General features: G+C 70.5%; 12 protein-coding genes. 3 read left to right on the top strand and 9 right to left on the bottom strand.

Going from position 1 to position 13,349, the window contains the following annotated elements; genetic code table 11:
* Positions 1-23: 23 nt before the first annotated feature.
* A complete protein-coding gene (locus ACIGAQ_RS04465) occupies positions 24-1,778 on the top strand; it encodes a glycosyltransferase (protein ID WP_399779067.1) in 1,755 nt (584 codons plus the stop codon).
* 7 nt (positions 1,779-1,785) lie between these two features.
* Positions 1,786-2,169 carry a hypothetical protein gene (locus ACIGAQ_RS04470; RefSeq protein ID WP_399779069.1) on the top strand — a complete coding sequence of 128 codons (384 nt, stop codon included), beginning with the start codon at positions 1,786-1,788 and terminating at the stop codon, positions 2,167-2,169.
* A gap of 3 nt (positions 2,170-2,172) precedes the next feature.
* Here ACIGAQ_RS04470 and ACIGAQ_RS04475 read toward each other — a convergent pair whose 3' ends face one another.
* The 7 genes from ACIGAQ_RS04475 to ACIGAQ_RS04505 form a co-directional block, all read right to left on the bottom strand.
* Complete coding sequence (locus tag ACIGAQ_RS04475) at positions 2,173-2,829, bottom strand: family 16 glycosylhydrolase (protein ID WP_399779071.1); 657 nt, start codon at positions 2,827-2,829, stop codon at positions 2,173-2,175.
* Between the two features lie 142 nt (positions 2,830-2,971).
* Positions 2,972-3,799 (bottom strand): polysaccharide deacetylase family protein, encoded by an 828-nt coding sequence (locus ACIGAQ_RS04480; RefSeq protein WP_399779073.1) that lies wholly within the window; start codon positions 3,797-3,799, stop codon positions 2,972-2,974.
* Positions 3,796-4,866 (bottom strand): glycosyltransferase, encoded by a 1,071-nt coding sequence (locus tag ACIGAQ_RS04485; RefSeq protein WP_399779075.1) that lies wholly within the window; start codon positions 4,864-4,866, stop codon positions 3,796-3,798. Before ACIGAQ_RS04485 ends, ACIGAQ_RS04480 begins: the two co-directional genes overlap by 4 nt.
* Complete coding sequence (locus ACIGAQ_RS04490) at positions 4,863-6,224, bottom strand: lipopolysaccharide biosynthesis protein (RefSeq protein ID WP_399779077.1); 1,362 nt, start codon at positions 6,222-6,224, stop codon at positions 4,863-4,865. The genes ACIGAQ_RS04485 and ACIGAQ_RS04490 overlap by 4 nt, the downstream gene beginning before the upstream one ends.
* A gap of 10 nt (positions 6,225-6,234) precedes the next feature.
* Complete coding sequence (locus tag ACIGAQ_RS04495; protein WP_399779079.1) at positions 6,235-7,578, bottom strand: glycosyltransferase; 1,344 nt, start codon at positions 7,576-7,578, stop codon at positions 6,235-6,237.
* Complete coding sequence (locus ACIGAQ_RS04500; RefSeq protein WP_399779081.1) at positions 7,575-8,399, bottom strand: glycosyltransferase family 2 protein; 825 nt, start codon at positions 8,397-8,399, stop codon at positions 7,575-7,577. Before ACIGAQ_RS04500 ends, ACIGAQ_RS04495 begins: the two co-directional genes overlap by 4 nt.
* A gap of 202 nt (positions 8,400-8,601) precedes the next feature.
* The gene (locus ACIGAQ_RS04505; protein WP_399779082.1) at positions 8,602-9,318 is read right to left on the bottom strand and encodes a TetR/AcrR family transcriptional regulator; all 717 of its coding nucleotides are present in this window, start codon (positions 9,316-9,318) and stop codon (positions 8,602-8,604) included.
* A 210-nt stretch (positions 9,319-9,528) separates the two neighbouring features.
* Here ACIGAQ_RS04505 and ACIGAQ_RS04510 point away from each other — a divergent pair, with 210 nt between their 5' ends.
* Entirely contained in the window at positions 9,529-11,397 is a 1,869-nt protein-coding gene (locus ACIGAQ_RS04510; protein WP_399779084.1) for a glycoside hydrolase family 15 protein, read from the top strand.
* Here ACIGAQ_RS04510 and galE read toward each other — a convergent pair.
* Positions 11,345-12,445: a UDP-glucose 4-epimerase GalE gene (gene galE, locus ACIGAQ_RS04515; protein WP_399779086.1), complete on the bottom strand. Its 1,101-nt coding sequence runs from the start codon at positions 12,443-12,445 to the stop codon at positions 11,345-11,347. The genes ACIGAQ_RS04510 and galE overlap by 53 nt on opposite strands.
* An 84-nt stretch (positions 12,446-12,529) precedes the next feature.
* Positions 12,530-13,327, bottom strand: coding sequence for a GntR family transcriptional regulator (locus ACIGAQ_RS04520; RefSeq protein ID WP_399779088.1), 798 nt, complete (start codon positions 13,325-13,327; stop codon positions 12,530-12,532).
* Between the last annotated feature and the right edge of the window lie 22 nt (positions 13,328-13,349).

Raw genomic sequence — 13,349 nt, forward strand, 5'->3', positions numbered from 1 at the left:
CGCTTCCCGACCGGACGGGTGCGATGACCTCTTCCCCGGCGGTGGTATCGACGTCAGGTCGGAGCCGCCCCGCCTTCCATTGGTTCGCTCGCCTCGCACTGGCCGGTGCGTTGGCTCTGTGGCTGCTGTCCCTGCGGGACGTGAACGTGGCCGGCATGGGTGATCTCGGCCTCGTGGAGGTGTTGCCCGTCACCTATTGGGCGGCTGCCGTCGTTCTGACCCTCGGATTCTGCGCCGCCCTGCTCGATCGGCGCACACCCGGTTGGCTGTACACGCTTTACGTAGTGACGCTCATCGCGATGCTGCACGCGACAACCCCCCTGCTCTACGAGCAATTGAGCAACGCCTGGGCGTGGAAACACGTTTCCATGGTGGATGTTTTCCTCCGCCTGGGGGAACTGCGCGTAGCCGATGATCACGGGCTCGACGTCTACACACAGTGGCCGGCCTTTTTCGCGTTCAACGCCATCGTGGTCAAGGCCACGGGCATCGACTCCGCGCTGTCCTACGCGGCATGGGCCCCACCCGTGGCCGACGCCCTCCTGCTGGGCCCGCTGATGCTGCTCTTCCGCTCGTTCTCCCGCAGCAGACGCCTGGCCTGGTGCGCTGCCTGGGTCTTCTACACCTGTTTCTGGGTCACCCAGGACTACTTCGCGCCGCAGACGCTGACCTTCCTGCTGTACGTCACGGTCGTGGCCCTCGTCGTCCGCCGACTGCCGCGCCGGAAGGAGCCCGGTCCCTCGGGAGGGCAGCAGACGCAACGCCCTTCGCCCTACTGGATCCTGCTGGTGCTGCTGGTGGTGGCCGCGATCGTGTGCGCGCACCCTCTGACGCCCCTGATGCTGATCTGCGCCCTGACCGTACTGGCGTTTCCCCGGCGCAACCGACGGACCGTGCTCCCCGTCCTGCTCGGAACCGTGATCCTGACTGCCGTATGGAACGTCACCATGGCGCGCACGTTCATCTCGACCAATCTGAAGGAGATGATCCAAGACGTCACTCAGCCCGGAGAGAACGTCAGTTCCGGTTTTCTGGACCTGTCCGACGCCTCCTCGGCCCAAGTGCTGGTCGCCTGGACGGACCGCGCCCTGTCCGCCGGAGTGTGGCTCCTCGCGATCGCCGCATTCGTACTGCGGCCCTCGTTGCGCCGGACACCGTTGGGTCTTCTCGCCGTCGCCCCGTTGCCGCTGCTCGCGCTGAACAGCTATTCCGGGGAGATGCTCTTTCGCGCCTACATGTTCGCGTTGCCCGCCATTTCCTTCGCCGCGGTAGCCCTGGCGGCCGGACTGCGCCGAGGGCGCCGGATCCGTTCCATGGCTGTGCCAGTGGTGCTTGTCGTCCTCTTCGCGGGATTCACCGTGAGCTACTTCGGGAAGGAATACGCCCTGTATTTCACCCGCTCGGAAGCAGCGGCCAGTAGATGGCTGTTCAGTCATGCGCCACCGGGATCAGTCGTCACCGCCGTCACCGAGGACTTTCCCGCCGGCTATACGAAGTACGACCAGTACGACAGAGTGTGGATCACGATGGAAGGTCCGGAGGCTCCCGAACGGTTCGCCAGGGACCCGGCCAGGGAGATCCGGAAAATCGCGGCCGACACCGGGAAGCCCGTGTACGTGATGCTCAACAGGGCTCAGGACGCCAGGATCCACGCCACGGGATGGCTGCCCGCGAACTTGCGGAGCATCGCCACGGAGCTTTCCGCGGAACCGGACTTCCGGCTCGTCTACAGGAATTCCGACGCAGCGGTGTACCAGTTCACCCCGCCCAGAAGCTGAGGTCGGTATGAGAGCCTCCGTCCGTGTCCTGATTCTCGTAGCCGCCTGGTGCGTCCCGGCGGCGACGGCCCTGCCCCCGGCAGGGGTCCTCCGCCTCTGCGTCGTGACGGTGTCGTTGTGCCTCTTCCCCGGGCTCCCGCTGGCCCTGCACCTGAGGAACCGCTCCGCCCCGTCACCGGACCGTTCCCGGGGAGCGGCGCTGCTGGAGACGGCCGTGGTGACCGGAGCCGTGAGCCTGTCCTGCACGATCCTGGCCAGTCAGCTCCTCGTCCTGGCCGGCACGTTCTCGGCCCGGCTCGTCTTCGTGGTCATCGCCGCGATCACCACCGTGGCGGTGCTGGTGCCGACTCGACGCGGCGGCGCCGCGAAGGGGGCCACCGCGGCCGGATGACGATCAGGGCTGCTGCCACACGCGGACGTAGTCGACCTCCATCCGGGCCGGCACCCTCGTGGGCCCGCCCACCGTGGGCTGCACGGAGTAGTTGAGCACGAGCCACTGCGGCTCCGACTTGACGCCCTGGGTGACCGTGCCGACGCGGACACCGTCGTAGTAGTAGTCCACTCGGCCGGGCCGCCACTGCGCGCCGTACGTGTGCCAGCCCGTGTAGTCGCCCTTCGCGCACCCGCCCTTCGGACCCAGTTCGGAGTGGGTGTGGAAGCAGGCCTTCCCGGCGAGGCCCTCCATCACATCGATCTCGCCGTCGGTCGGCCAGGTGGCCCCCACCGACCAGAACGCCGGCCAGTTGGCGATGACTCCGCGGGCGGCGGCGGGCAGGTACATACGCGCCTCGACGGCTCCATGGGTGAACTCGAAGTGCTTCCTCGTGTTGACCATTCCGGAGGCGTACTCCATGGTCGTGCCGCCACAGGTCACCTTCTTGCGTACGGCGTCGATACGGAGCGCGCCGTCGAGGACCTGGACCAGGCCGGCGTCGTAGCACTGCCGCTCGTCGGTGTTGACGGGGACGTCGGGCGCCGCCTTTCCGGTCGGGTTTCCCAGCGACCACTTGCCCGTGTCGAGGGCCTGGCCGTCGAACGTGTCCGTGAACACCGGACGCCACGTGCCGGGGACACCCCGTGGCCCGTCAGCCGGCTGATCCTGAGCGCCACAAGCGGTGACCGTACCGACCATGCCGAGCGCCAGGGCAAGTGTCACGATCCGGCCGGGCCTGCACCTGCGGAGCGGGGTGGTGTCATGCATGGATCGCGACTGCCTTCCTCGCCAACCGACGCGATCGGCGGACCACCGCGTATCCCTTCGTCAGCGTCCGGTCCCACGCGAAGTCGAGAGCCAGGTGGCGTCCTTCGAGCAGTCGCCCGAACCCCTCCGGAGTGGTGCTGCGCCGTACGGTGACTCGGCGCAGTGCGTAGGGGCTCTGGTGCGACGTGGCCCATGCGTTGCCCACGGCGAGGGCCTGATCATGGCCGGCTTCGCGCACCGCCGCGCGGACCCGGCGGCTGGAGTAGCCGTACGGGTAGGCGAAGGAGCCGGGGGGTGCGCCGAGTTCGTCACCGATGATGCCGCGGCAGCGTTCCAGCTCGAAGCGGAGCCGGGGGGCGGAGAGTTGGTCGAGCTGAGGGTGGCTGTGGCTGTGGCCACCGATCTCGCAGCCGAGGGCGGCGATGTCCCGTACCTGGGCCCAGTCCAGCATGGAGTCCGGCGCGGCGCCGGTGATCTCGTGCGGACCGCGCAGCCAGCCGGTGGTGACGAAGACCGTGGCCGGAAAAGAGTGGCGGACCAGAACCGGCAGGGCGTGCCGGTGGACGCTCTCGTATCCGTCATCGAAGGTGATCAGCACCGGACGGGCGGGCAGCGGGGCGCCGTGCCGCCAGGCGTCGGCGAGGCTGCGCGTGGTCACGGGCGTGCATCGGGCGTCGTGCAGCATCTGCATCTGATCGGCGAACGCCTCCGGCGTGACGGACAGATCGAGGACCTGGCGCCTCGGTGCGGGCGCGACCGAGTGGTACATCAGGATGGGCACCCGCTCGACCGCCGTCTCGTGCCGAGTGGCCGCGGTCATCCGACTTCTCTTTCGGCGGCGTTGCTCCGGGTGGCCGCCCGTGCATCCGTGGCCGGCGGAACCTCCACGACGGCGAAGCCACCGCCTCGGCCGCGGGCACGGAGACTGCCGACCAGGTATCCGCCGGCCGCGGCGGTGAAGCCGGCCAGGATGGCGGCGGCCCGGCGGGCGCCTCCCGGTCGTCCGTGCACAGTGTCGCGCAGACCACGCGCCAAGCCCGCCGGGAGCACATGTGTGCTGTACCGGCGCTCGGACTCCAGGGCCTTGTGTGCGCCCGCGGTCCTCGCCACCAGAGCCTTGGACAGGCCCTCGGCGTAGGCCCGTGTGCGGAAGTAGGCGAAGCGTTCCCTGGGCGCGGGCACCTTGTGGTGTATCACCGCCCGGGGCTCCAGCAGCACCACCGCGCCGGGAACCGACCGGGTCAGCCTGATGCACAGTTCGGTCTCCTCACACCCCAGGGGGAGCCGGTCGCCGTCCCTGCCGATGCCGGTGGCGAAGCCACCCGTCGCGTGGAAGGCACTGCGGCGGAAGGACGCGTTGCCGCCGAAGACATTGCGCACCCGCACCGTTTCCGCCGGCAGCCCCTGGTAGCTGCAGCCCACCACCCAGTCGAACTCGCCGGGGAACCAGTCGGGCCGGTGGCCCGAGGCCCACAGCGGCACGGTCCGGCCGCCCACCGCCATGACACGCGGGTCGACGTAGCCCGCGGTCAAGTGCCTCAGCCAGTCGCCGTCCGCCACCGCGTCGTCGTCGAGGAACGCGACGATCTCGCCTCGGGCCGCGGCGATGCCCGTGTTGCGGCCCGCCGACAGTCCTCGGGGGCCGGCGTTGGCCAGCACACGGACGCGCGTGTCGATGTCCCGGTACCGGTCGGCCAGACGGGTGAGGAGCGCCGTGTTGTGGTCCACCACCACCAGTGTCTCCAGCGGCGGGTACGACTGGGCCAGCACCGATGCCACCGCCGCCAGGATGTCCGCCCACCGTTCCTGTGTGTACGCGCAGATCACCACGGAGATGTCCGCCCGATCCGGCTTTCCGGGCCGGGCCCGGTCCGGTGTGCTGTTCATGAGAGGGTCTCCGAACTCCGGGGCAGCCACCGCGACCGCCGGACGAGCAGGTGGAGGGCCAGCACGCACTGCGCCACGAGCCATGCGACACCGGCGCCGGTCAGGCCCATGAGCGGCAGGAAGATTCCGGACAGGCCGAGCACCAGGACGCACAGGGCCAGTTGCAGCCCCACCACCGTCCGCATCCGCCGACGGGCCCTTGCCACGTCCACGGCCAGGCTCACCAGCAGGTTCGGCAGCGCCGAGAGCGCCACCAGACGCAGCAGAGTGGTGCCGTGCTCCGCGTACTGGGCGCCGAACAGAGACAGGAGATAGGGCGCCGCCACGACCGTCGCGATCACTGCCAGGGCCATGAGCAGGGCCGAGTGGCGCAGCATCCTGAAGGCGTGCCGGGTCAGCAGGGCGGGATCGCGGGTGGCTTCCACGATCAGGGAACTGCCCATGTTGGTCGTGACGAGGTACAGCATGTAACCGACGATCCACGACAAGGAGAAGTAGGCGCTCGCTGCCGCTCCCATGGTGGCGAGCACGAGCAACGGAAGCACGTCGTACGCGGCCATGCGGAACATCGAGCCGACATAGTCCGCGGCCGCGTATCCGACAAGGCGTGGCGGGCGGCCGGCCTGAGGTGAGGTGCTCTCGTGCCGGGGAATGACACGCCGCAGCAGGAAGAAGTTGGTCACCAGGACGGCGACGGCCAGAGCTCCTGCCCACGACAACAGGATCCCGGTGAACAGTGCCATGGCGGCGCCCACGGCGAGCAGTACGATCTTCACCGCGGCGAACATGATGTTCTCGGCCACGACCCACCCCGGGCGGCGCACTCCGGTCAGCACGCCGTCCTGGAGGACGAAGACCGCGTAGCCCGCGGTGGCCGCCACGAAGCAGAGGGCCGTCGCCGGGTCCAGCAGGAAATTCAGTTCGGGCGTCGTCCGGGGCACCAGCAGCAGGAAGCCGACGGCCACCGCCACGCTGCAGGCGCCGCTGGTGAGATAGGAGGCGAGGACCAGTTTGCGCGTGTGCCGGCCGGCGGCCGGGACGAAGCGGACGAGGACGTCGTTGAGGTTCAGCTGGCCGATCGCGGCCAGCAGGGTCGCGGCGGCGAGTGCGGAATAACTGACACCCACGACACTGTCGTCGTACCAGCGTGTGGCGCACACCCAGAAGATGCCGCCGAGCGCGGCGTTGATCAGGGAGCCCATCGCGAGCAGATGTCCGTTGCGCAGCAGTGGATCGCGTGGCAGCACCCTGGCGAGCCCGGCCCGGGTCGCTCGCGTCAGGCGGCGGCCGGCGGGGCTGGGCGGCGGGGCGGCCGGCCGGTCGTCTTCCGCGGGACGCAGGGCGCGAGGGGCGTACAAGGGTCACTCCTCAGCTCCGGCTCCGGGCGCGCCGACGGGCGGGACGGCCGTCGTGGCGGACGCTGAGACGACGGCTGCGCAGGTAGCCCATGGGGCCGTACAACAGGCCGCGGACCTCCAGCAGGGCGAGTTGCCGCGACCGGCCGACGGCCGGGTCGCCGGTCCGGTCACGTGCTCTCGCCGTCGCGTACCGGATGCCGCGGGGCATCCTGCGCACGAGTGCGGGCAGCATCCGGGGCTCGTGGGCGAGCGCTCCGGTCAGGTAGGCCCCGAACCCCGCTCCGTAGCCGAACGCCTGCGCCCTGAGTGCTTCCTCGGTGCGCCGGTGGCGGTGCCACACGATGGCGTCCGGCCGGTAGGCGAGGACGCCGCCGGTGGCGATCACCCGGAAGAAGGCGAGGAGGTCGTCACCGCCGAACGCGGGCGTACCGGTGCCCGTGGCCGGGTCGAAACCGCCGAGCGCGGACAGCACCTCGGTACGGAAGGCCATGTTGGCGCCCGAGCCGAAGTGTCCCGCGGCGAACGGGAACAGCGGATCCGAGGGCGGGGCCTGCAGTGACCAGGTCCGGGGGAGGAACCCCTTCCCGAATCCACCGTGCCGTTCCAGCGCGGCCTGCGCCTCCGTCTCCAGCTCCGCCGGGACGATCAGGCCCGTCACGCAGCCGATGCGCCGGTCATCGGAGAAGGTGTCGGCGAGTGCGGTCAGCCACCCCCTGTCCACCAGCGTGTCGTCGTCGGTGAAGGCGGCGATGCGGCCGTGCGCGGCGGCCAGGCCGCGGTTGTGCGCACGCGCCAGACCCGCGACCGGTTCCCGGACGTAGCGGACACGTCCGTCCCGGCGCGCGAGGAGCATCCGTTCCGTCGCGTCGTCCGACGGGGCGTTGTCCACCACGATCACCTCGAACCGGGACGGCGGGTAGTCCATCGCCAGAAGGGAGTCCAGGCACTGGCGCAGCAGGTCGGGGCGGTTGCGCGTGGCCACGATCACGCTGATGTCCGGCAGGTCGGACGTGCCACGGGGGTCTCCGGACGGCGTGGACCGGAGGTGACCGGCGTCGTACGCCGGCCGCCCTGCCGTCCGCGTGCCGTACTCGCGCTCGGCGGTGCGAGCCAGGACCTGCCACAGCGTGTGCGGGTCGGTGGCGTCGGCGGTCACCATCCCCACGGGGTGGCCGTGCGCACGCACGAGGGCCAACACCTTGCCCCGGGGACGGATGTGCTCCTGACGGCCCGGCGCGAGGAACTCTCCCGGTGCGGTCAGCTCCATGTCCACGACACGGACCGGGCGGTAGGGCAGGTGGCCCGGGGCCGGAGTCGCCGTGACCCGGCCGTTGCGGTGGCGCTCCGCGTTCACCGACCGCTCCCGTCGGATCCCGGGGCGGAGGACCCGACTGTGTCGGGCGCCGGCCGGCCGTGTGCCGCTGCCCACGCGCTCGGCCGTTCGGAGAGCAGGGTACGCAGCACGCGCCGGCCGTCGGACAGGGCGTGCAGATTGGACCGGCCGCTGCGCCGGGGCAGCTCCAGGCTGGGGACCTCGGCGATGCGCAGACCGGAACACAGCGCGTGCGTGATCATCTCCGTCTCGATCTCGAAACCGGAGGAGTGCAGGTCGAGATCGTCCAGGAAGCTGCGGCGGAATGCGCAGAACCCGTAGCACAGGTCCGTGAGCGATGCGTGGTACAGGTGGTTCACCGCGGTCAGCAGGACCTGATTGCCCAGCTTTCTGAAGCGTGTGATGTCGAGCGATCCGCCACCGGCGACGAACCGGGAGCCCTTCACGAAGTCGTAGCCGTTGTCCAGGAAGTGCAGGTAGTGCGGGATCTCGCCGGGCAGCATGCTGCCGTCCGCGTCCATCATCACGATGTAGTCGCCGGTGGCGGCCAGGAAGCCCGTGCGCAGTGCCGTTCCCTTGCCCGGCCCCTCCTGGGGGACGGTTCGCACCGTGGGCAGACACTCCCTGGCGATGTGGACGGTGGCATCGCTGGAGGCACCGTCCACGAGGATGACCTCGTCGACGCACTCCGGGATCTGCTCGAAGACCCAGGGGATGTTGCGTGCCTCGTTGCGGGCCGGGACGACGAGACTCACGGTGGCGCGGGGCGCGGGGTGGTCCTCCGCCCGGCGCAGCGGCTGCCGGCTGTGATCCGTCTGGATCTCCGTGGAGTCTTGGACCAAGGGCCCCGCAAAGCCGTCACCCAGCTGACGGGGCGAAACGTGCGCGTGATGGTTCATGCGAGAGGCGTTGCTCATGGTGCCGGTGCCTCCGGGAGCGCCACCGATGTCCGACATGCGATGACGGCATATGTTTATGGTGTATACGTACATCCTTGGGTCATCGATGGGTCAGGTCAAGTGGAGAGCACGGTTCCGTACGGGTTCATGCGCGACCGAATCGGTCGAGGAGCGCGTCCAGGCCGGCTGTCAGCCCCTCCGGGCCGCGTTGCTCGGCCAGTTCCGGCGCGTAGGTGCGCAGCAGGGGGAGCTCCTGCGGGGGCATGCGGTGCAGACCCAGGCGGAACGCCGGATCCGGCTCGTCCGCGTTGTCGATCATCGGCTGCAGTTCCACGGTCACGTAGCCGAGCAGCCAGGCGTTGTAGGCCCGGAAGACGGCGGACGCGCGGGTGTCGTCGCAAGCGCTCGTGCGCAGCAGCGTGAGCACCCGTTCGTGATGCCTGAGCACGGTGAGCGGGCGACGCGCCAAGGGCAGCGCGAGCATGCGCGTGGCGAGCAGCGGGACCACGTGGGGGTGGGCGAGGCAGACGTCGTAGGTGGCCCGCGCGATGTGGTGGAGTCCGGAGCGCCAAGCAGACCCGCCGCTCGTGGCGCCGGGGGCGGGATCCGCGGCCAGCCGATCCTCCAGCTCCAGGTACAGGGCCTCGACCAGGCCGTCCAGCAAGGCCTCCTTGCTCTCGGCGTACCGGTAGAGGGCCATCGCCTCGACGCCGAGCTCCGCACCCAGTCGGCGCATGCTGAGTGCCGACAGCCCCTCCCGGTCCACCAGGGCCAGGGCGGCCGCCAGGACCCTCTCCCGGCTCAGACGCCCGTACCGGCCGCGATCGCTGGCGCGGCGTGCCGGTCGTTCCGCCTCGGCCATGGGCTCCTCCTCGGATCGCGGTGCGCCCGGCGCACCTGTCCTGCCGACGATATCCGCCGCACCCACGCCGTACGCGTACCTCATAAACGGCGAGGTCCGCGTCGGCAGCCGGCTGTTGACCGGTGCCGCTCCGGGGAGGAGGCTGTACGTACGTCGTAAACGGCCTCTGTCGCCGAACGGTGACCGTGGAGACGCCGGGAAACGGTCGTCATGAGCGCACCCATCGAGGACTACGCCCTCGTCAGCGATCTGGAGACCGCCGCCATGATCGGCAAGGACGGCTCCGTCGATTGGCTGTGCCTGCCCCGCTTCGATTCGCCGAGCTGTCTGGCCGCCCTCGTGGGCACGGAGGACAACGGTTCGTGGCGGGTCGCGCCGGTCGGCACCGGCGGCCCCTGCACGCGCCGGGCGTACCGGCCCGACACCCTCGTCCTGGACACCGTGTGGGAAACCGCGACCGGCACGGTCCGCGTGACGGACTTCATGCCGCCCCGCGCCCAACTGCCCTGTCTGGTCCGAGTGGTGGAAGGCGTGTCCGGGGCCGTGACCCTGCGAAGCGAGATGCGGCTGCGTTTCCACCAGGGCCGGGTCGTGCCGTGGGTCCGTGACACCGGCGAGTGGACCGTCGCGGTCGCCGGACCCGATGCTGTCTGGCTCGGCGCGGACGGGCCGGTGCGCAGGAGGGGCGACGAGACCAGCACCGCGTGGGACTTCACCGTCCCGGCCGGCCGGCGTCTGGCACTGACGCTCGTGTGGTCGCCCTCGCACCGGCCCACGGTGCCCACCCCGCTCGCGGTGCCCGCCGAGGCGGCACTGAAGGAGACCTGCGACTTCTGGCAGCGCTGGACCGCCCAGTGCCGTTACGAGGGGCCGTGGCGAGACGCCGTGGTGCGTTCCCTGATCACGCTGAAGGCCCTCACCTACGCGCCCACGGGCGGCATGATCTCCGCCCCGACGACGTCCCTGCCGGGCTGCATCGGCGGTGAACGCAACTGGGACTACCGGTTCTGCTGGCTGCGCGACTCGGCACTGACGCTCTCCTGCCTCCTGCGCAGCGGCTACCGGGAGGAAGCCACGGCCTGGCTGGAGTGGCTGATGCGTGCCATCGCGGGTGACCCCGCCGATCTGCAGACGGTGTACGGAGTCAAGGGGCAGCGACTGCTGTCGGAGGCCGAGGCGCCGTGGCTGGCCGGGTACGAGGGTTCACGCCCGGTGCGGTTCGGGAACTCCGCGGTCAGCTGCTTCCAGCTGGACGTGTACGGCGAGGTCATGGACGCGCTCCACCTGTCCTTGCGGGCCGGGATACCCATGCCCGCCCACGCGTGGGACCTGGTCCAGGCTCTGATGGGTTTCCTGTACCGGCACTGGCGTGAACCCGATCAGGGGTTGTGGCAGGTGCGCGGCCGGCGACGGCAGTTCGTCCACTCCAAGGTGATGGCGTGGGTGGCTGCCGACCGGGCCGTGCGCATGGGGGAACTGCTCGGCCGCAACGGTGCCTCCGACCAGTGGCGGACCATGAGGGAGCAGGTGCACCGGCAGGTCTGCCGGGACGGGTGGGATGCCGCCCAAGGGGCCTTCACGCAGTACTACGGCGCGTCGGAGCTGGACGCCTCGGCCTTGCTGATGCCGCGCCTGGGCTTCCTGCCGGCCGGGGACGAGCGGGTGCGTGGCACCGTTCGTGCCATGCGACGGCTCGGCCACGGCGGATTCCTGCGACGGTACGAGCAGGGAAGCGCCGGTGCGGACGACGTGGACGGCCTGAACGGACGCGAGGGCGCGTTCGTCTCGTGCTCCCTGTGGTACGCCGACGCCCTCGCCTCGACCGGACATCCGCTGCGGGCCCGCGAGGTCTTCGAACGGGTCCTGGCCGTCAGCAACGACGTGGGGCTCCTCGCGGAGCAGTGGGACCCGGACACCGGACGGCAGCTGGGCAACGCGCCCAAGGCGTTCAGTCACATCGCCCTCGTGGAGACGGCCTTCGCCCTGTCCTCCGCGCCGATCGGTACCGCGCGAGGCGGACCGCGCTCTATCCCTTCGTCCCCGGCCGCCGCGCGGAGTCCACGTAACCACGGGGATTGAGCCGCTGGAAGCGCCAGGCGTCCCGGCACACGTCGGAGAGACTGCGGGTCGAGCGCCAGCCCCAGTCGCGCTCCACGGCTCGCGCGTCGACCACGATCTCCGCCACGTCCCCGGGGCGGCGGGGCACGACGTCGTACGGAATGGATCTGCCGCAGGCTCGGGAGAACGTGGAGACGACGTCCAGGACGGAGCTGCCCGTGCCGCCGCCCAGGTTGTACACGTGCATGCCCGGCTCGTCGTCCAGGTGGTCCAAGGCGACCCGGTGTGCCTCCACGGCGTCCATGACGTGCAGATAGTCACGGACCCCGGTGCCGTCGCTGGTCGGATAGTCGTCGCCGAAGACGGCGAGCCGCTCCCGCCGGCCGACGGCGACCTGTGCGAGGTACGGCAGCAGGTTCTGGGGTGTGTGGCGTGGATCCTCGCCGATCAGTCCGCTGGGGTGGGCGCCGGCCGGAACCGGGTAGCGCAGGCACAGCACCGTGTATTCGGGGTCCCGGCGGCAGACGTCGGCGAGGATCTGTTCACAGATCCATTTCGACGACGCGTACGGGGTGCCGGGTCGCACCGGCGTGGTCTCGTCGAGCGGGCCGCCCCCCGCGTCGCCGTACACCCAGCACGAGGACGCGTAGACCAGCCGGCGCACCCCGTGGTCGTGCATGGTCCGCAGCAGGGCGGTGGTGCCGCCGACGTTGGTGTCGTAGTAGTGCACCGGCATGCGCGTCGACAAGCTCCCCGCCTTGTGCGAGGCGAAGTGCACCACGGCGTCCACGTTGTGCCGGTCGAAAACGGCCGAGAGGGCCCTCCGATCGCGGATGTCCAGCTCGTACACCGCCCCGACGAAGCGGCCGGCGATCCTCTCCACCCGGGCGAAGACCTGCGGGGTGCTGTTGGAGTAGTCGTCGACCACGATGACCTCGTAGCCGTGGTCGAGCAGCTCGACGCAGGTGTGGCTGCCGATGAAGCCGGCTCCTCCGGTCACGAGAACGGTGGAGGGTGCCCATGAGGAGCCGGCTCTCTCGGGGGTCGGCCAACGGTTCCTGCGCGCCATGCCAGGACCCTCCCGGTCAGGTGTGGTCCGGCACCGTATGTTTACGGCGTATACCCCCGACTCTGCACCCGGATCGGAGGCCGGTCAAGCCCGGATCAGCAACTGGAAGTCAAACGTGTACCGCGACGCCGGATAGATGTGTCTTCCGTACTCCACCGCCCGCCCCGTGTGGTCGAACGCCGTCCGTTCCATCGTGAGCAGTGCCGCCCCCTCGCGCTCCTCCAGGCGCGTCGCCTCCTCCGGCGTCGCCGCGCGGGCGCCTACCGTCTGGCGGGCGCTGTGGAGGGTGATGCCCGCCGAGCGCATCATGCGGTACAGGCCCGTCGACTCCAGCCGGGCGTCGTCGAGGGCCAGCAGGGACACCGGCAGGTAGTTGTGCAGCAGCGCCACCGGGCGGCCGTGGGTGCGGCGCAGGCGTTCCAGGGCGGCGACCTCGCTGCCCTCGGGCACGCCGAGCGCCGCCGCCACCTCGCAGGAGGCCGGGACGACCTCGTTGCGCACGAGCTGCGTGGTCGGTCCCTGGCCGGCCGCCTCCAGGTCGTCGTAGAGGCTGCTCAGCTCCAGGGGGCGCCTGACGCGGCTGTGCACGACCTGGGTGCCCACCCCGCGCCGCCGGACCAGCAGCCCCTTGTCGACGAGGGACTGGATGGCCTGGCGGACGGTGGGGCGGGACAGCCCGAGGCGGACGGAGAGGTCGACCTCGTTGCCCAGCAGGTCGCCCGGGGCGAGGGAGCCGTGCTCGATCGCCGCCTGGAGCTGCTGCGCGAGCTGGTGGTACAGGGGCACGGGACTGACCCGGTCCAGGGCGAAGTCCAGTGCGGCCAGTGCCGGTGCGGGCGCCGTGCGGGCCCGGGCGCGGTCCCGATCACCGGTCTTCGCCATGGATCCACCCCCCTTTCCGGGC

Origin of the sequence: Streptomyces sp. NPDC085932 (assembly GCF_044540525.1) — a bacterium.
GTDB classification, from domain to species: Bacteria; Actinomycetota; Actinomycetes; order Streptomycetales; family Streptomycetaceae; genus Streptomyces; species Streptomyces levis.

Excerpts from the sequence above, each read along its gene's own strand:
- ACIGAQ_RS04465 (WP_399779067.1), top strand. The coding sequence starts at position 24 with ATGACCTCTTCCCCGGCGGTGGTATCGACGTCAGGTCGGAGCCGCCCC.
- ACIGAQ_RS04470 (WP_399779069.1), top strand. The coding sequence starts at position 1,786 with ATGAGAGCCTCCGTCCGTGTCCTGATTCTCGTAGCCGCCTGGTGCGTC.
- ACIGAQ_RS04480 (WP_399779073.1), bottom strand. The coding sequence starts at position 3,799 with ATGACCGCGGCCACTCGGCACGAGACGGCGGTCGAGCGGGTGCCCATC.
- ACIGAQ_RS04485 (WP_399779075.1), bottom strand. The coding sequence starts at position 4,866 with ATGAACAGCACACCGGACCGGGCCCGGCCCGGAAAGCCGGATCGGGCG.
- ACIGAQ_RS04505 (WP_399779082.1), bottom strand. The coding sequence starts at position 9,318 with ATGGCCGAGGCGGAACGACCGGCACGCCGCGCCAGCGATCGCGGCCGG.
- ACIGAQ_RS04510 (WP_399779084.1), top strand. The coding sequence starts at position 9,529 with ATGAGCGCACCCATCGAGGACTACGCCCTCGTCAGCGATCTGGAGACC.
- galE (WP_399779086.1), bottom strand. The coding sequence starts at position 12,445 with ATGGCGCGCAGGAACCGTTGGCCGACCCCCGAGAGAGCCGGCTCCTCA.
- ACIGAQ_RS04520 (WP_399779088.1), bottom strand. The coding sequence starts at position 13,327 with ATGGCGAAGACCGGTGATCGGGACCGCGCCCGGGCCCGCACGGCGCCC.